At 64.3% G+C, this 18,429-nt stretch carries 15 protein-coding genes; 7 read left to right on the plus strand and 8 right to left on the minus strand.

Annotated features, from left to right (window positions below; genetic code table 11):
- Window positions 1-12: 12 nt before the first annotated feature.
- The 4 genes from AC1MGT_RS16235 to AC1MGT_RS16250 all read left to right on the plus strand — a co-directional run bounded on the left by AC1MGT_RS16235 (window position 13) and on the right by AC1MGT_RS16250 (window position 4,863).
- The gene (locus tag AC1MGT_RS16235; protein ID WP_499501031.1) at window positions 13-1,401 is read left to right on the plus strand and encodes a c-type cytochrome; all 1,389 of its coding nucleotides are present in this window, start codon (window positions 13-15) and stop codon (window positions 1,399-1,401) included.
- A 321-nt stretch (window positions 1,402-1,722) separates the two neighbouring features.
- Window positions 1,723-2,427 (plus strand): MarC family protein, encoded by a 705-nt coding sequence (locus AC1MGT_RS16240; protein WP_499501032.1) that lies wholly within the window; start codon window positions 1,723-1,725, stop codon window positions 2,425-2,427.
- A 30-nt stretch (window positions 2,428-2,457) separates the two neighbouring features.
- Complete coding sequence (locus AC1MGT_RS16245) at window positions 2,458-3,483, plus strand: porin (RefSeq protein WP_499501033.1); 1,026 nt, start codon at window positions 2,458-2,460, stop codon at window positions 3,481-3,483.
- 294 nt (window positions 3,484-3,777) lie between these two features.
- Window positions 3,778-4,863 (plus strand): GGDEF domain-containing protein, encoded by a 1,086-nt coding sequence (locus AC1MGT_RS16250; RefSeq protein ID WP_499501034.1) that lies wholly within the window; start codon window positions 3,778-3,780, stop codon window positions 4,861-4,863.
- 701 nt (window positions 4,864-5,564) lie between these two features.
- Here the strand turns inward: AC1MGT_RS16250 and AC1MGT_RS16255 are convergent.
- From AC1MGT_RS16255 to uraH, 8 genes are all read right to left on the minus strand, one after another.
- Window positions 5,565-6,608, minus strand: a complete 1,044-nt coding sequence (locus tag AC1MGT_RS16255; protein WP_499501035.1) for a S41 family peptidase — start codon at window positions 6,606-6,608, stop codon at window positions 5,565-5,567.
- Window positions 6,609-6,762: 154 nt separating this feature from the next.
- Complete coding sequence (locus tag AC1MGT_RS16260) at window positions 6,763-7,995, minus strand: type II secretion system F family protein (protein WP_183557297.1); 1,233 nt, start codon at window positions 7,993-7,995, stop codon at window positions 6,763-6,765.
- Between the two features lie 20 nt (window positions 7,996-8,015).
- Complete coding sequence (pilB, locus tag AC1MGT_RS16265) at window positions 8,016-9,740, minus strand: type IV-A pilus assembly ATPase PilB (protein ID WP_499501036.1); 1,725 nt, start codon at window positions 9,738-9,740, stop codon at window positions 8,016-8,018.
- Between the two features lie 300 nt (window positions 9,741-10,040).
- The gene (locus AC1MGT_RS16270; RefSeq protein WP_499501037.1) at window positions 10,041-11,609 is read right to left on the minus strand and encodes a methyl-accepting chemotaxis protein; all 1,569 of its coding nucleotides are present in this window, start codon (window positions 11,607-11,609) and stop codon (window positions 10,041-10,043) included.
- Between the two features lie 66 nt (window positions 11,610-11,675).
- On the minus strand, window positions 11,676-12,077 hold the full coding sequence (locus tag AC1MGT_RS16275) for a hypothetical protein (RefSeq protein ID WP_499501038.1): 402 nt from the start codon (window positions 12,075-12,077) through the stop codon (window positions 11,676-11,678).
- A gap of 9 nt (window positions 12,078-12,086) precedes the next feature.
- The gene (locus tag AC1MGT_RS16280) at window positions 12,087-13,325 is read right to left on the minus strand and encodes a porin (RefSeq protein ID WP_499501039.1); all 1,239 of its coding nucleotides are present in this window, start codon (window positions 13,323-13,325) and stop codon (window positions 12,087-12,089) included.
- A 213-nt stretch (window positions 13,326-13,538) separates the two neighbouring features.
- Complete coding sequence (locus AC1MGT_RS16285; protein ID WP_499501040.1) at window positions 13,539-15,302, minus strand: DUF4153 domain-containing protein; 1,764 nt, start codon at window positions 15,300-15,302, stop codon at window positions 13,539-13,541.
- Between the two features lies 1 nt (window position 15,303).
- The gene (gene uraH / locus AC1MGT_RS16290; protein WP_499501041.1) at window positions 15,304-15,657 is read right to left on the minus strand and encodes a hydroxyisourate hydrolase; all 354 of its coding nucleotides are present in this window, start codon (window positions 15,655-15,657) and stop codon (window positions 15,304-15,306) included.
- 183 nt (window positions 15,658-15,840) lie between these two features.
- Here uraH and AC1MGT_RS16295 point away from each other — a divergent pair, with 183 nt between their 5' ends.
- The 3 genes from AC1MGT_RS16295 to puuE all read left to right on the plus strand — a co-directional run bounded on the left by AC1MGT_RS16295 (window position 15,841) and on the right by puuE (window position 18,417).
- Complete coding sequence (locus AC1MGT_RS16295) at window positions 15,841-16,212, plus strand: response regulator (RefSeq protein ID WP_499501042.1); 372 nt, start codon at window positions 15,841-15,843, stop codon at window positions 16,210-16,212.
- Window positions 16,212-17,384 (plus strand): hypothetical protein, encoded by a 1,173-nt coding sequence (locus AC1MGT_RS16300; protein ID WP_499501043.1) that lies wholly within the window; start codon window positions 16,212-16,214, stop codon window positions 17,382-17,384. The genes AC1MGT_RS16295 and AC1MGT_RS16300 overlap by 1 nt, the downstream gene beginning before the upstream one ends.
- Before the next feature lie 85 nt (window positions 17,385-17,469).
- Window positions 17,470-18,417 (plus strand): allantoinase PuuE, encoded by a 948-nt coding sequence (gene puuE, locus AC1MGT_RS16305; RefSeq protein ID WP_499501044.1) that lies wholly within the window; start codon window positions 17,470-17,472, stop codon window positions 18,415-18,417.
- Window positions 18,418-18,429 lie beyond the last annotated feature (12 nt).

Genomic DNA, 18,429 nt, shown 5'->3' on the forward strand with positions numbered 1-18,429 from the left:
GAGGACGAACAGATGACGACAAAAAAACCTGTGAAAAAAGTCCTCCTGACCCTTGGCATCGTTGGCGCTCTGGTGGTTGCCGGCATGTACGGTTACGCCGTCGCGCCGACCGAGACGCGCAAGATCGAACCCGGTCCGCAGCTTGCCGCGGGCGCCAGGCCTGATGCCGGCCTGATCGAGAAGGGGCGCTACGTCGCCACCGCCTCGGACTGTATCGCCTGCCACACGGCACCAAGCGGTAAAGCCTTTGCGGGCGGCCGCGTAATCCAGTCGCCGATCGGCAATATGTACTCGACGAACATCACGCCGGACAAGACGACCGGTATCGGCAACTACACGCTGGACGATTTCGACCGCGCGATCCGCCACGGCATCACGCCAACCGGTGGCACGCTGTATCCGGCGATGCCGTTCCCGTCGTATGCCCGCATGAGCGACGACGACCTGCGCGCGCTGTACGCCTACTTCATGCACGGCGTGGCGCCGGCAAGCGCCGCGAACCGTGAGGCCGACATCCGCTGGCCGCTGTCGATCCGCTGGCCGCTGGGCATCTGGCGCAAGACCTTCGTGCCGGTGCAGGGCCCGATGGACCTGTCGAAGTACGCCGACCAGCGCATTGCGCGTGGCGCCTACCTGGTGCAGAGCCTGGGTCACTGTGGCACCTGCCACACCCCGCGCGCTGCCACGCTCAACGAACTGGCGCTGGACGAGTCCGGTCCCGAGTACCTGGCAGGCGGTCCGCTGATCGACGGCTGGCTCGCGGTGAACCTGCGTGGTGACAAGGTCGACGGCATGGGCAACTGGAGCGAGAAGGATATCGTCGATACCCTCAAGACCGGCCGCAACAGCCATTCCGGCGTGCTCGGCGAGCCGATGCAGGACGTCGTCCTGCACAGCACGCAGAACATGACGGATGACGACCTGAGCGCCATGGCAGGCTACCTCAAGACGCTGCCGGCCACGGGCAACAAGAAAGCCAGCTTCACGGCCAGCACGGCGACGGTCGACGCCATCATGAGCGGCGACGACAGCCAGCGCGGTGTCCAGCTGTACCTGGACAATTGCTCGGCCTGCCACCGTGTCGACGGCAAGGCCTCGGGCAATGTGTTCCCGGCGCTGCCGGGCAACCCGACCGTGCTGCAACAAGACCCGAGCTCGCTGATTCGCGTGATCCTGGCCGGCGCACGCCTGCCTTCGACCAGGACGGCGCCATCGGAACTGGGCATGCCAGGCTTCGCATGGCGTCTGTCGGACGAAGAGACGGCGCACCTGACCACCTTCGTGCGCAATGCCTGGGGTAACAAGGCCGCGCCAGTCGGTGCAGCGGATGTGGCCAAGGTGCGCAAGGCACTGAAGGACCACGAGATCCACGAGATGGACAAGGGCGATACCAAGCACTAAACCTGTGAGGGTAGCGTGACGGCGGCGCCGTCGGTACAGGGTCATTCACGTGATCCGGTGCTGGCGGCGCCGCTTTTTTTGGGGGTGTGCCGGCGGTAAACGATGCTTTCCGATCGGCATGCTGACGTCAGTCGTGTGTCCATCACCCTCGACCTTCCTGTACAGTTTCTGCTGTCAGACAAAAGAGCCCCGCGACGACGGCAGGTTCCACATCGGCACGCGTCGTGTTTCGCTTGAAGGTGTGCACGTGAACAATCACTACGCCAGCGGCCCCATGCGCTGGCAACCGAGGTGCAGCCTGACGGGGCTGCCGGACTATCCATGACGATCGAACTTATTCTGGTGGCAGCCAGGAGCTTCCTGTTTGTATTGGTGACGATGTTGCCAATCCTTAATCCTGCCGCGACTGCGCCGATTTTCCTGAGCCTGACCGAGGGCGCATCGCCGCCGATCCGCACGCTGCTGGCACGTCGCATCGCCCGCAACATGTTCTGGCTGATGGCCGGTTCGATGCTGATCGGTTCGTACGTCCTCGATTTCTTCGGCATCTCGCTACCGATCGTCCGCATTGGCGGTGGCCTGATCCTGGCATCCGTCGCCTGGCGCCTGCTCGGGGCGACGCCTGCCACGCCCGACAGCCGGGCCTCCCTGGCCGAAACCTTCACGCCGGAACACGCCCAGCGGCAAGCCTTTTATCCGCTGACCTTTCCGATCAGCTGTGGGCCGGCCTCGATCGCCGTCGCCATCACGGTCGGTGTGGCCCTGCATGATGTCAAGGTGGTGTTTTCACTGGCGCGCATGGGCGGCGCCTTGCTCGCCCTGGGCCTCATTGGCGTGTTGCTGTACCTGGCGTTCCGCTACGGCGAACATTTCCTGCGCCTGATCGGCGAAGCCGGCACTGCCGTCTTCCTGCGCCTGACTGCGTTCATCCTGCTGTGTCTGGGCGTGCAGATCGTCTGGGACGGGGTGCGCGAACTGGTGCTCGGGCTGATGCCGGTGGCCACCCATCTTGCCGCTTTAATTTGACCTTATGGTCCTGACCTTTGGAGACCATCGATGACCTTCCTTACCACCACACCTGCCCGCATGGCGTTTGCATTATCGGGCTCTCTCTGCTGCAGCGCCGCGTTCGCGCAGGACACGCCGGAGCTCGACTTCTACGGCTCGCTGCGCACCCAGGTCGAATCGGTCCATCCCGACCGTGCCGATTCCTATACCGGCCTGCGCGACGCGTATTCGCGCGTAGGCGTCAGCGGCACCTACCCGATCAATACGGGCCTGGCGCTCGTCGGCCAGGTCGAGCTGCCGGTCGACGTCGCCAATGCCAGACTGCGCGATCCCTACGACCAGGATGAAAACATCCGCATCGCCAGCGTCGGGGTGAAGGGCACGCTCGGCGCGCTCACCTACGGCCAGCAGTGGATGCCTTACTACAACGCCGTGGCGGCGCCGGTGGACATGTTCAGCACTTACTACAGCGGCTATGCGACCTACACCGTGTTCCGGGTGGCCAAAGCGCTGGCGTATGCGACCCCGGCCTACAACGGCCTGTCGTTTGGCGCAGGCTATGCACCCAGCAGCGGCAACCGCCGCTCGACATCGCGCATCGACGACCGGCGCTGGCAGGCGGTGGCGACGTATGTCCGCGGCGACACCCGCCTGGCGGCAGGCGTCGATGACCGGGGCGATGCGGGCTATGGCAAGAACCGCATCTACGGCGTCACGCTGAGCCACCAGGCCGATGCCCTGTACCTCGCGGTGAAGTACGAGGCATTCGAGACGGGCAACCGCCAGCCAGGCGGCTTCTCGACCGATGGCAACCGCGCTATCAATCTGTATGGCCACTATGCGCTGGGCAAGAGCACGATCAAGCTGATGCTTGCGAAGGTGGATAACTACGGCGACGAGATCATCCACCTCGGCATTGATTACGCACTGTCGCGCGACGCCAGGCTGTTTGCCGAGCTGTATCACGAAGCCGAGACGGCGGCGCTGACGACGCGCCGTGGCGGCCTGGCGGACGTGGATGCGGGTGTGCGTGGTGGTCGTGCGCTGGCGGTTGGGCTGCGGTACGACTTCTGAGTGACGGGAGAGGGCGGACGTTGTTCTAAGCGGCCAATGGCCATGGGGATGCGTGTTTGCGGTGTAGCCCTGGTCTGTCTACAGACGAAACAGCGCAAATTGGGCGATAGGTTGTTCTCGTTACTCGGGGCCAAAATAATAGTGTGGTGCAGAAACGACCGGGAAGCCGACCAGCCTTACGGCATGGTAGAGGTTGCTGGTATCCTCGCGGATCACGACCCCTCCTGATTTGCCACTGTGACATCGCTTGATCCTGCAACCATCGTTCTTACGTCGACCATGATGGCGGCGGCGATGACCATCGTGTTGTTTTCCGCGTACCGTAGCTTCCCTGTCGAAGTGCGAGGGTTGGGCCATCAATCGCTAGGCATGTTGTCGCTGACGGTGAGCGGCTTGCTATTCTGCGCGGGGCCATTGATTCCGGAAGGGCTGTTGCTGTTCGTGGCCAATAGCACCATGCTGGGCGCTGCCGGTCTGATGCTGATCGGCACCCAGTTATTCTATGGCCGTAAGCCGAGCTGGTGGTGGTTGGCGCTGGCGTGGGTGGCCGGCATGGGCTGTCTGGTCGGCTGGTATGTGATCACCCAGGACTACGCGTTGCGGGTAGCGGTGTTTTCATTGTTGACGCTATCGTTCTACGTGGCGCAACTGGTGCTGCTGGTGCGCCATGGTGAACGCCACTTCTCCAGCTGGTTCTTCGGCTCGCTGTTGCTGGTGCAGTCCATGGTACTGCTGTTACGGTTCGTCGCGGCGCTCAATGGCGCGGTTGGCACCAGCAATGCCAGCAACAGCACGGTACAGGGCATTTTCCTGTTATCCGCCAACTTCATGACGCTGATGATGGCGGTGGGTTTTATGACCGTCGCCACCCGGCGCCTGCAGGTTGTGATGGAGCACCGCTCCTGCACGGACCCGCTGACCGGGGTGCTGAACCGACGCGGTTTTGCCGCCGCTTACCGCCGCGAGGTGGCGCTCATGAAACGCCACGGCGCGCCCATCTCCCTGCTCAGCATCGACCTCGATTACTTCAAGGCCATCAACGACCAGCACGGTCACGCAGTCGGCGATCAGGTACTGGTGCATGCGGCGCGCACCACCATCTCGGCCCTGCGCGAGATCGATCACGTGGCGCGCTTTGGCGGTGAGGAGTTCATCGTGCTGCTATCGAGAACCACGGCTGAGCGGGCAAAAGCGATGGCGCAACGCATCCATGCGTCGCTGTTCGCAGCGCGCGGCGGCGACGTGCCAGACTACACGGTCAGCATCGGCATTGCCAGCCAGCAGGCACCAGACGAGAGCCTGGAAGCCCTGATGGCGCGCGCTGACGCCGCTCTCTACCGCGCCAAGGCGGCCGGCCGCGACCGCAGCGAGGCGGGCTGAGCATGCTTAAGCCGTCCATATGTTCCCAAACTAAAAAACGAACTTGACGTGCTGGCACGTCTAGCGTGCGCACCGACCGGTTGAATCCAAGGTCGATAGTGGACATACACGAACATGGTCTTGGCACTCATCGCTTGCCACTCTCTGTATGAGTGGCCTGATCTACGTCAGTTGAGGTAGCGCATGAAGAGGGTCACGCATGAACAGGGTCACACGAGCAGGGTCACACGAGCAGGGTCAGGTCTGGCATTCGGACACGAGTTCAACGTACGAAGAGGATCAGGTCTGGCATTCACACGCGAGCTTAACAAAAGTCTATTTACGAAAGCCCTGTCACCGGACTAAGGAAGAGTCCGTGTCCAAATGTCAGACCTGACCCTGGCTACAGACCCTGGCTACACTGGCTACATGAACGGCCTAAGGAAGAGTCCGTGTCCAAATGTCAGACCTGACCCTGACTACCGCAAGTATCATCAAAAGGTGCAAAACAGCCGCGATTCCACTAAGCAGAGCGCCGATAACGAGGTATTTATTAACTTGTTTGTGCATTGCTTCCCTTGTTCTGAGGCTAATTAAAGACCGTTTCTGGACGAATCCGGTCGGTCATAGCTTGGCAGGTTGCCGGGACGGAAAGTCACTGACTGTTTCGACAGGCAGCTGTCGACCCAAACCGGATGGCCAAAGGCTTTGTTGGATAGCTGTTAATTGTGTCCGGTGGGACGACAACCTACGGAGTTTGCCGCTACCCATTCAGCAGCCTTGGCAATCCGATCGGCTGAGTTCTCTTTCGGATTAATTTGGCGCATCGGTTCAATGCCTCCACGAACAACCGGCCCGTTTCCAATCGCATACCGGGACTGCGTTAACACCAGGGTCGAGCCATCCGGCAAAGGATAGGTCGCGTTCGCAGTCGTCATCCCTGACGAGGTGCTGCCAAACGTCTGCACTCTGGCCTCGCCAAGCAGAGCAATCAACAACATTTCCCCTGCACTCGACGTGCGTTTGTCGGTGACGACCGCCAGCGGTCCCTCGTCGAAGCGGCTTAACGGATTTGCCCGGCCTTCACCCGTTCTCTGGCTCATTTCTTGCAGGCCAGCACGATTCATCAGCGCCGTGCGCTTGCCATCGCGGTCGACCCACATCGCGTTGTTGGCATCGCTGAACAATGGATGCATCGCCACGAGGGGCGGCCAGGCATTGCCACCAGTCTGCTCGCTCAGGTCGACCACCAGGGCGCAGGTGTCAATGATATCGGGCGTTGTCTCGGCCTCATCATGGAAGCGTGTCAGGTACGGGCCAATTGCCGTCATGCTGTTGTTGACGGAAGGCGGCGGTGTCCAGCGCAATACTTTGCCTTTGCTTGTTTGCAGCACCAGGAAAGTAGCCGGAGGAAGATCGCTCGATGCTGTTTGAGTGCGCTGTACGGTCAATTCATGGCGTGCAGGGATCAGGAAACTATGCCCGTTCGTGTCGAGGGTCGCTAGGAGACCAGTGATGCGTGTGTACAGCTCTGTTCGGTCGACTTCCAGGGGTTGACCATCCAGGATGGCCAACAGTGCCATCCTGGCCCGGTCAAATTCGGCCTGCTGGCGTGGGTACAGGCCACGGCTTTCGACAAGCGCGACCGTCTTGCTGGCGACTTCACGTGCCAATGAAACAGACATGGTCTCGGCAGGCGCTTCAGCACCGACGGCAGGCGTGAAAAACATCGCGGCCAGTACCGCGATGCCAAATGCGATACGCATGTTGAGATCCGCTTCCAGATGAGGGGAGGATCAAAAGTTTGGCACACTCAACGCGGGAAAGATGCGCACATTTTCACGGGCCTGAAAAGGCTGCTCCTACCTGAGCTCCACGGCGCGTTCACCGTAACGTTTTCCGAAAACCTGCAGACCGCGCCTACACCACCGACCCCAGCTTGAAGATCGGCAAATACATCGCAACCACCAGCCCGCCGATCAGCACGCCGAGAATCACCATGATCAACGGCTCCATCAGCGACGACAGCGCCGCGACAGCCTCGTCGACTTCTTCCTCGAAGAAGTCCGCGACCTTGCCCAGCATGGCGTCGAGCGAGCCGGATTCTTCGCCGATCTGCACCATCTGGATCACCAGGTTCGGGAACACGTCGACATTCTGCATCGACGCCGTCAGGCTCGTGCCGGTGCTGACCTCGTTCTGGATCTTGCGCGTCGCTTCCAGGTAGACGGCATTGCCGGATGCGCCACCGACCGAATCGAGCGCCTCCACCAGCGGCACGCCGGCGGCGAACATGGTGGCCAGCGTGCGCGTCCAGCGCGCGATGGTGGCCTTGCGGATCACGGGGCCGAAGATCGGCAGGCGCAGCAGCAGGCGGTCCATGGCCTGCTGCATCTTCAGCGAGCGGCGCCAGGCCTGGAAGAAGAAGTAGCCGGTGGCGAACATCGAGCCGAAGATCAGGTACCACCAGGTGACGAAGAAGTCCGAGATCGCCATCACCACCAGCGTGGGCGTGGGCAGGTCGGCGCCGAAGCTTTCGAACACCTGCTTGAAAGCCGGCACCACCCAGATCATGATCACGGCGGTGACGATGAACGCAATGGCCAGGATGGCGATCGGGTAGGTCAGCGCCGACTTGATCTTGCCCTTGAGCGCGAGCGTTTTCTCTTTGTAGATCGCCAGGCGCGTGAGCAGGTCTTCCAGGATACCGGCCTGTTCGCCGGCCCCGACCAGGTTGCAGAACAGTGGATCGAAGTACAGCGGGAACTTGCGGAATGCGCGGTTCAGGCTCGTGCCGGTTTCGACGTCGTTGCGCAGGTCCTGGATCAGCTTGGCCATCGACGGGTTGCCGTGGCCCTTGCCGACGATGTCGAACGATTGCAGCAGCGGCACGCCGGCCTTCATCATGGTCGCGAGCTGGCGCGTGAACATGGTCAGGTCCTTGTCGGTGATCTTCTTGCCGCTGCGGTAGACCTTCTTCTTGACCTTGGTGACCATGATGCCCTGGCGGCGCAGCGTCACGTTGACGATCGCTTCGCCGCCGGCGCGCACTTCGCCGCGCACGGTGCGTCCGGTCTTGTCCTTGCCTTCCCACGCGTACACGTTCTCCTTGACCTGTGCGCCGCGGCTCTTGGGGGATAGGGAAGTTGCCATGGGGGTTCCTGTTCAGGGTCTTATTCGTTGGTGCAGCCGAGGACTTCTTCGACGCTGGTCAGGCCTTGCTTGACTTTCATGAGGCCCGAGCGGCGCAGCGAGTTCACGCCTTCCTTCTCGGCCTGGGCCGCGATTTCCATCGCATTGCCGTTGGCGAGGATCAGTGCTTCGATCGCCGGCGAGATCGGCATGATCTGGTAGATGCCGACCCGGCCCTTGTAGCCCGAGCCCAGGCAGCGGTCGCAGCCGACCGGGCCGTACGGCTTCCACGAGTCGTCGATGTCGGTCTCGCGGTAGCCGGCGGCGAGCATCGCTTCGTGGCTCGTCTCGAGCGGCTGCTTGCAGGAGCACAGGCGGCGCGCGAGGCGCTGGGCCGTGATCAGGATGACCGACGAGGCGATGTTGAACGGCGCCACGCCCATGTTCATCAGGCGCGTCAGCGTCGACGGCGCATCGTTCGTGTGCAGCGTCGAGAACACCATGTGGCCGGTCTGCGCGGCCTTGATTGCGATGTCGGCCGTTTCCAGGTCGCGGATCTCGCCGACCATGATGATGTCGGGATCCTGGCGCAAGAAGGACTTCAAGGCAACAGGGAAAGTCAGGCCGGCTTTTTCGTTGACGTTGACCTGGTTCACGCCGGGCAGGTTGATCTCGGCCGGGTCTTCTGCGGTCGAGATATTGATGCCCGGCTTGTTGAGCAGGTTCAGGCAGCTGTACAGCGAGACGGTCTTGCCGGAGCCGGTCGGCCCGGTCACCAGCACCATGCCGTAGGGGCGGGCGATGGCGTCGAGCAGCAGCGCTTTCTGGTCGGGATCGTAGCCGAGCGCGTCGATGCCCATCTGGGCCTGGGTCGCGTCCAGGATACGCATGACGGTCTTTTCGCCGAACAGCGTGGGCAGCGTGCTGACGCGAAAATCGATCGTGCGCGTGGCCGACATGATCAGTCGCATGCGGCCATCCTGCGGCACGCGCTTTTCGGCGATGTCCAGGCGCGCCAGCACCTTGATGCGCGAGACCAGCTTTTCGCGGATTGCCAGCGGCGGCGAGGCGTGGTCGCGCAGCACGCCGTCCACGCGCAGGCGGATGCGGTAGAACTTTTCGAAGGGCTCGAAGTGGATGTCCGATGCGCCCATCGTCACCGCGTCGATCAGGATCTTGTTCAGGAAACGCACGATCGGCGCGTCCTCGACGTCGTTGGCCGCTTCGGGCGGCGCGGCTTCCTTGTCGTCGTCGGCGAACTCGATCGCCGCTTCTTCGCCGGCCAGGTCGCTCAGGTCCTGCTCGGCGCCCTTGGCGATGACCGCCAGCAGGGCCAGCAGGGCGTCGTGCGGCACGATCACCGGTTCGACCGTGGCCTCGCTCTGGAACTTGATCTGGTCCAGCGCCTGGCTGTTGGTGGGGTCGGACAGCGCGACGGACAGCTTGTTGCCGCGCTTGGCCAGCGCGATCACGCGCTGGGCCTGCATCAGCTTGGCGTCGATGGCGCTTGCGGGCAGCACGCCCACCGAAAAGGCCGACAGGTCGAGCAGCGGATAGCCGAAGGTCTCGGCACAAAAGGCGGCCAGCGTGCGCGCCTCGATCGCGCCACTGGCCAGCAGCGCATCAATGAACGCGATCTTTTCCTGCGCGGCCTTCTTGTGCAGCATGTCCGCCTGCACGGCGCTCAGGCGGTTGGCCTGGACGAGCGCGCGCGCAAGGCCCGACAACGGTGTGCCGGTGGTCGGATGAGGGAGGACTGCTGCCATATGAGCCGGGTGTGGGTACCTCAGGAAAGTGACCAGGACGCCAGAGTCACCGGCGGATCAAGGGATGATGCCTATGGGCACTAATTTTGTAAAGGATTTGGTGTGACGTGCAGCAAGACGGGCATGTGGACAATCTGGCATGGATGCCGGATCGTCCACATGGCGCTGCGCGCATCGGCCGCGCTACAGAGTGAGCCGCCTTGGCGGCGATGAAACACTCTTGGTAAAGCCATTACGGTTGTGGTCGCCTTGCAAAGCTGGGTTTTCGCAACACTTCAGCTCGCTAATATTGCATGCGTGTTAGTGCGTGAGCGCCAGGCGCGTGCGGGCGGCTGAGTCCGTCACGCCAGGCGCATGTGCGAGCTTGAACACGGCCAGCGCATCGGTCAGGTGGCCGGTCTGGCCCGTCAGCGATTCGGCCGCAGCTGCCGCTTCCTCGACCAGCGCCGCATTTTGCTGCGTCATCGCGTCGATGCTGCCGATGGCCAGGCCAATATCTTCGATGCCCGCGTTCTGACGCGTACCGGCATCGCGGATCTCGAGCATGATGGTTTGCACCTTGCCCACGGCCTCGACGATCTGCGCCATCGTCACGCCGGCCTGGTCCACCAGCGCGCTGCCGGCGCCGACCTTGGCGACCGAGTCGCCGATCAATTCCTTGATTTCCTTGGCGGCCGCTGCCGAGCGATGCGCCAGCGTGCGCACTTCGCTGGCCACCACGGCAAAGCCGCGGCCCTGCTCACCGGCGCGGGCCGCTTCAACGGCCGCATTCAGGGCCAGGATATTGGTCTGGAACGCGATGCCGTCAATGGTCGCGATGATGTCAACGATCTTTTTCGACGAGGCGCTGATGTCGCCCATCGTCGTGACCACGCCACCGACGACGTCGCCGCCGCGTGAGGCGATCTCGTTGGCCGTGACCACCAGCGCACTGGCTTCGCTTGCGTTGGCAGCGTTCTGGCGCACTTCGCCCGTCAGCTCGGCCATCGCGCGCGTGGTGCGGTCGACGTTCGATGCCTGCGATTCGGTGCGGCTGGCCAGGTCGGCGTTGCCGCTGGCGATCTCGCTGCTGGCGCTCGCGATGGCATCGGCCGAGGCCTTGATGTCGCCCACCAGCGTCGACAGGCGGTTGCGCATTTCCTTCAGCGCGGCCAGCAGGCTGCTACTGTCGCCCGCGTCGGTGTGGATCTCCATCGACAGGTCGCCGGCGGCCACGGCCTGCGCGATCGTGCGCGCATAGGCCGGCTCGCCGCCGAGCTGCTGCCAGATCGTGCGGACCATGAACCACGAGATCGCCACCAGCACCGCGATCACGATCAGGGCCGACAGCACCATCGCGATGACGGTCTGGCGCACGCTGTTCTGGCTGGCTTCGATGCCGGCCGCGAACTGGCGCTGTGCCAGATCGGCCGTCTTGGCCAGGTCGGCATTGAGCGTGGCCAGTGCCTTCTGCATGGCGCCGACGGTGGCCTGCGGGTCACCTTGCTCCATCTCGAGCATGATGCGGGCCGTGGACAGCGCAGGCGTGTAGTAAGCGGTGAATTCGGTGTTCAGGCGTGCGCTCGTGTCTTGTTGGCCGGGGATTTTCCCCAACTGCTCAAGCGCCGTGCGCACCTTGGCGGCCTGGTTGTTGGCCTGGTCGACGAGCGCCTTGTCATTCTCGGTGACGGCATCGGTCAGCATGACGGTGACGGCCCCGATGTCGAGCGACAGGACCTTGACCGCGTCCATCAGCGGATAGTCCACCGACTCGGTGGTGGTGATCGACTTCAGGGCGCCGTTCGCGATGGTCGCGCTGATGCCGGCCCCCAGGCCGAAGATGATGGCGGAAATGATGGGCAATGCCCAGATCCTGCGCTTGATGCTCATGCTTGTCTCCAGATACAACGCCCGCCACGCGGCGCAGAGCCGGTGGCGGGCGTGGTTAGTGCTTGCTTATGGGATGAGGACGACCTTGACGCTCGCATCGACGGCGCTCTTGTCGATGTAGCCGATGGCCTTCGGGTTGGCGGCGACGGCAGCCTTGACGGCGGCGTGGTCGGCGACTTCCTTCGGCATCGTGGCCTTGCCGGTGAATACCAGCTTGGACCACAGGGCCTTGGCCTGGGCCGCGTCCTTGTCCGCGACCTTCTTGTAGAACTCGGCGCGCACCGGGGCGCTGTCGGGCTGGTCGATCGGCGTCATCGACGTCGATTTACCGAGGAAGAACTGGGCGACCTGGTCCTTGGTCAGCGCGCTCTCGGCGGCCTTCGGATTGACGACGACGACGACTTCGGCGAGGGCCGGCAGTGCAGTGAAAGCGGTGCTCAGGCAGGCAGCGATGAGGAATTTTTTCATGGGCGCTCCTTAGAACACGAAGTCGAGCGCGACGGCGCCGACGGTCACAGGACCGGAGAAGCCCGGCTTGACATTGATGAACAGGCCGCTGCCGGTTGGCTTGATGCGGTCGATCTGCACCTTCAGTGCGGCCGACTTGTAGAAGTCCCAGCGCACGCCGATGGTGTCGGTGGTCTGCTCGCCCTGGCCAACGCCCGAGACGGCAATGCGGCTGACGCCAGCGCGCAGCGCCTGCAGGGTCGGGGTGCAGGCGGCCGGGAAGCCGGCCGGGCAGGCGGTCGGCACGGTGTTGTTGATGGTGCTGTCGATCTTCAGTTCCGAGCGCGTGTAGTACGGCAGGAACTTGCCGATGCGGTAGCCACCCATCACGTACCACGACGTCGTGTCGTTGATGTAGGTCTCGGTCTTGCGCTTGGCAAATTCGCTTTGCAGCACGAAGTTGTTCCAGTCGGCGGTCAGGCCGATCGAATTGAACGTGCCCTTGTCGCCCTTGGCTTCCACTTCGCTTGCCAGCGCGGTCAGCTGTGGCAGGCGGTAGCCGGCGCCAGCGGCGCGCAGCGAGCCGACCAGCGTATTGAGCGATGGCAGGTCGTCCAGCGTGACCTTGGTGCGGGCGTGGCCCACGCGCAGCGTGAACGGGCCATTCTCGGCCACCAGGTTCAGCGCCAGGATGTCCTTGCCGCGCACGTGGAAGCTCGTCACCGGCGCCTTGGTGCTGCCGGCTGCGAACTGCGTCGTCAGGCTGGTGTTGCCGAACTCGTGGCGCCAGGTGATGTCGGCGCCGTCGACGCTGTTGAATGGTACTTGCGAATACACTTCCGACGGTGGGCGCAGCATGGTGTTGGCATAGCCGACGTTGCGGTAGTCCGAGATCATGAAGATCGGCAGGCCGACGCGGCCCACGCGCACGCTCAGTTCATCCGAGATGCGGAACTTGGCGAAGGCCCAGCTCAGTTCAGCGCCATAGCCTTCTTCGGCATCCTTGCGCACGAGGCCCTGGGCGGTCAGCGACAGCCAGTCGTTGACGGTGTAGTCGGCTTGCAGGCCGAGGTTCGAGTCGATGCCGGTGCGGAAATCACCCGCGCTGCCACTGGCCTGATTCGGGCGGGCAAATTCGGCGCGGTCGTCATCCGCGTAGGTGGCGGCAGCGGTGCCGAAACCGCTGATTTTGACGGCGTTCTCCTGTGCTTGTGCGACCGACGCGCACAGAGGCAGCGCCAGCAGACTGGCGATCATTGTTTTTTTCATAATAGGGGTGTGCTGAAACGTAGGCTGCTGGAAACGACGGCGCTGACAAGGGCAGCAAGCAGGAGCGCCGGTACATACTGGAATTTATTCTATCCAGACGGCAATATTTACGGCAACAGTTTTATGACATACCGAGAGTATTGGAGATATTTCCGGTTGGAATGTGGCCTGACTGACACACAAGGTAGTCAAAGCACATTCCTTTATTGCAAGTTAATCGACAGGCTTGACGGATGGCGCACTGCAATCCAGATGACCGGGATCGTTTTGCAGGGGGATGCGGCGGCCATCGATCTCCAGATCGGCCAGCACCGGCGGCGCGGCGCGCAAGCGGCCAGCGCGCATGGCGTTGAACACCGGCGTGCAGTCGCCAAGCATGACGGGCAGGCCGGCAGCCAGTTTCCACGCGCCGCGTGCGTCCTGCTGCAAGACGGCGCCGCCATCTGCATCGCCATTACCATCAGCGCCGACCACCACGACCTCGGGCCGGGCGTCGCCGCCCAGGTCGAGCACGAATGCGTCGCACACCGCGTTCTGGCTGCGCATGCATTGCGGCAGGCGCGCCCATTGGGGCGTGCGGCGCCAGTCGGTCTGCGCGAAGCCGGCCGGCAGCGTGGCGCCCGCCGGCCATACCCGCAGTTGCTCGGCCGGGTTCATGACGCCGGTGTCCTGGGCAGGCTGGCGCAGGCGCGCCAGTTCGGTCCGCAGCCAGGCGGCATCCGGGCCGGTCGTGCTGCTCTGCAGCCGGGCCAGTGCAGCGCGGCCGTAACGCGCGCCGTGCTGCCACAGATAGGCCACGTCCAGTTGCCGTAACGTGATCTGGCCGGCATCCAGGCGCGCCAGTTGGCTCGCCACGGCGATGCGGCCCGGATCGCCGAACGGCGAGAGCAGCAGCGCCAGCACGCCGAGCACCGCGAAGGCGGCGGCGATGTTCACGCCGGCCAGCGTGGGCAGCCAGCCGCGCCGCAGGGCCGCTGCCGCATAGCCGCCGGCATAGCAGGCCGCCACCAGCAGGCAGGCGGCGGCGATCACGCGGTCAAGCGACCAGCCATGATCGAGCACGCGCAGCGCGAGGGCATAGGCGGCGAGCAGCGTCAGCGGCACCAGCAGCAGGCTCGCCACGCGCGCCGAGACGGCGATGACACGCGCCGGGCGCTCGCTGCCATCCTGCCAGGCCGCATTGATCAGCACCACGAAACTGGCCGCCGCCGACAGCAGCATCCCGGCGGCGCTGCGCGTGGCCCACAGCGGCTCGAGCCCGGTAAACGGCAGGCTGGCCAGGAAGCCGCCCACCAGCAGCGTGAGCACCGGCAGCGTCCACGACAGCAGCACGTGCACCAGATTGCGGATGCCGCGCACGATGGCCGGCTTGACGTCGGTCAGGTGCAGTGCGCAGGCGAAGGCGAACGCCGTGACGGGAATGGAGAACCAGGCCTTGCGCATGGCCTGGCTCAGGAAGTCGAGCCGGATCAGGTCGAACAGCGATGCGCCCAGTTGCAGCACGAGCCAGGTCGCGCCGACGAACAGGGCGCTGAAGGCGAGCTGCAGGCCGAGGGTCCAGGCCACGTCGAAATACGTGGCATACGCTGCGATGCGCCGGCGCTCGCGCGCGCCGGCAAGCACCAGCGCGTGGGCGATGAAGCAGCCGGTCGCCAGGCACACCGTCAAGGGGCCGGACGGGGTCGGGCGCAGCACATCGACGCCGCCCAGCCGGCGCCAGATGTCATGCACTGCCAGCAGCGCGATCGCGATGGCCGCGCTGGCGACCCAGCCTGCCAGCGTCCGGCGCGGCAGATGCCCAAGGCCGGTGATCAGGATCACCGGCAGCAGCACGCCGAGCATCACCAGCGGCGCGAACAGCAGGGGAGCCGTCGCGGGCCAAAGCGTATCCTGCAGCGCCGTGTAGAGCAGGTACAGCAGCACGCCCTGGGCCAGGCCGATGCCGATGCGTGCGGGGCCGCGCCGGTGCGGTGCCAAGCTAGCTGCCCCGGTAGGTCGAGTACGACCAGGGCGTCATCACCAGCGGCACGTGGTAATTCTGGTCCGTGGCCGCGATGCCGAAGCCCAGCGTGATGCGGTCGAGAAAGCGCGGGGTGGATAAGGCCACGCCGCGCGCCGCGTAATAGTCCCCGGCATGAAACACCAGTTCGTACTGGCCCGGGCGCAGCGCCGCTGCATCGAGTAGTGGCGTGGCGCAGCGGCCGTCGTCGTTCGTCACGTCGGCCTTGAGTAGCGTGCGGCCGGCCGCGTCGATCGCGTACAGCTCGACGGTGATGCCGGCGCCGGGGCAACCGTGCGCGGTGTCGAGTACGTGGGTGGTGAGTTTGCCCATGGGTGTCCTCCCTTTCTAGTGATAGCTCATCATAACGCGCACGAAGTCGGTGACGAAACATGTAGTTCCGCCGAGGCGCGCCGGCCGCATGCATAGAGCAGCAATGCCGCGTGTCGGTATGAGCGCTGAGTTGAATCATGGTAAGCGGGTGTATCATGAGGGATGACAGGCAAATGGCACGTATTGATCGTAGACGACGAGCTGGATTTGCTCGAGAGCGTCGCATGGCTGCTCGAAACTGAAGGCTTTCGGGTGTCAACGCACGACGACCCGCGGCAAGCCGTGGCCGCCATCTGTGACGGGTTGAGCCCGGATCTGGTCATGCTCGACTATCGCATGCCGTGGTTGAACGGCTCGCAGACGCTCAGGCAGATGCGGGAATGCGGGTTGGCGGCGCCTGCAGTACTGGTGTCGGCCATGGCGAGCCTGGCCGCTGAATCGGCCGCCGCCGGCTTCAATGAGGCGTTGTCCAAGCCATTCGAGTTCGACCAGATGGTCCGCCTGATGCGAAGCCTGCTGCCAGGCGGGCGCGCGCCGAGTGCAGGAATGGCCTGATGCATTTTCTGTCCAACGTCAGGCATCCCGATGTCGAGCAGGTGCGCGCCGTGTGGGAACGCTACGTGCAGCACCAGGAGCTGGCGCCGGACACGCTGCGGCCGTACGTGCTCAGAGCGTGGGACCGCGCACGCGCCAGTGGGTGTAATCCTCGCCTCGGCCGCGCCGATCTGCTGGGGGAACACGACACACAGCAGCTGCTCGCAGAGCGTCATGAGCTCATCACGGCAACAGCGCCGTTTCTCGGGGCCTTGTCCAGAGCGGCAGGTGAGAGCCGACACGCGGCGATGCTGGCGGACACTGACGGCCGGCTGCTGTGCCTTGCTGGCGACCCTGAAACCATGGCCGATGAAAACTTCCCGCGGCCGGGCTCCCTGCTCGATGAGGCGCATGCCGGCGCCAACGGCGTTGGCACCGCCATCGCCGAGAACGGCTATGTAGAACTGGTCGGCCCCGAACATTTCATCGAGGGCTTTCATGCCTTCACGTGCCAGGGTGTACCGATCACCGGGCCGCAAGGTCCCATGGGCGTACTGAGCATGTCGGTGCGGACGCTGGCCACGGCCGATCGCGTGCGTGACATCCTGTTCTGCGCCACCGAAGCGGTGGAATGCGATTTGCTGGCCAAGTGGCTCTCCGGCATCAGCGGCCAGGAGTTGGAGCACACGCTGGAACGCCTGCGGCAGGACATGCTGCAACGCCTGACGAGCGCCCGCCTGCGCATGGAGGTCGCGGCGCGCCGGATTGCCGCCGGCGCCGACGTCAGCACCATGGTGCAGACATCCAAGGCGATGAGCGCGCAGTTTGCCCGTCAGGCGCGCACCTGGCGTGTGCTGGCGCTCGAGCACACTGGCCCGGCCCAGCCCGAGCCCTTGGCGCTTGCGGACATCGTGCAGGACCTGCTGGATCTGCTGGCCACCGAAGCGCGGGTGGTCGGGGTGCAGTTCGAGTGGGGCGCCGCCGACCGTGTGACGGTGCTGGACGATCACCAGGCGCTGACGCGCCGCCTGCTCGGTGGCTTCCTGTCGGCCCTGCAGAAGGCAGCGCCTGGCTCGACGCTGATCGTCGACGTCGGGGCGGTTGCGGGGGTCGGGCGCACTGCGCTCAAGGAACGCTTCATCGACGGCCGGGTGCGCCCGGGACCGGTGGTTGAATCGTTGCGAATGACGTAAACAACGACGCACCGGGCATCCATACTGGACTGCTGCACGCATGGCATGGCACGATGTGAGTGGACCAACTCCATCTGGAATGCTGATGCCGACTTCCTACCCACGCGACCTGGCCGGCTACGGCCGCACGCCGCCTCATCCGCAGTGGCCGGGCAGGGCGCGCATTGCGCTGCAGTTCGTGCTCAACTACGAAGAAGGCGCCGAGAACAACGTGCTGCATGGCGATGCGGCGTCCGAAACGTTCCTGTCCGAGATCGTCGGCGCCAGCGCCTTCCCCGCGCGCCACATGAGCATGGAGTCGCTCTACGAATACGGCTCGCGCGCCGGCCTGTGGCGCCTGCTGCGCCTGTTCGAGGACCGCAAGTTGCCGCTGACCGTGTTCGGCGTGGCGCAGGCGCTGGCGCGCCATCCCGAGGCGGTGGCCGCGTTCCAGGAGTTGGGCCATGAGATCGCCTGCCACGGACTGCGCTGGATTTCGTACCAGAACGTCGACGAAGCCACCGAGCGCGCGCACCTGCACGAAGCCGTGGCGATTTTCCGCGACCTGACGGGCGCGCCGCCGCAGGGCTGGTACACGGGGCGCGATTCGCCCAACACGCGCCGCCTCGTGGTCGAGCATGGCGGGTTTGCCTACGACGCCGACCATTACGGCGACGACCTGCCGTTCTGGCAGCAGGTTGACGCGGCCGGCCCGGATGGGGCGGTGCGCTGCACGCCGCACCTGGTGGTGCCGTACACGCTCGACACCAACGACATGCGCTTCGCCTCGGCCGGCGGCTTCAATTCGGGCACGCAGTTCTTCGATTACCTGAAGGACGCGTTCGATGTGCTGTACGCCGAGGGCGATCCGGATGGCCTGAACCAGCCGAAGATGCTGTCGGTCGGCCTGCATTGCCGCCTGGCGGGCCGCCCGGGCCGCACGGCGGCGCTGGCACGCTTTCTCGATTACGTGGGCCGGCACGACAAGGTCTGGGTCACGCGGCGCATCGATATCGCCAATCATTGGAAAATGGTGCATCCTTGCCCCATGTGATGGCGTTGCATT

It is taken from the genome of Telluria sp. BA11 (assembly GCF_056680305.1).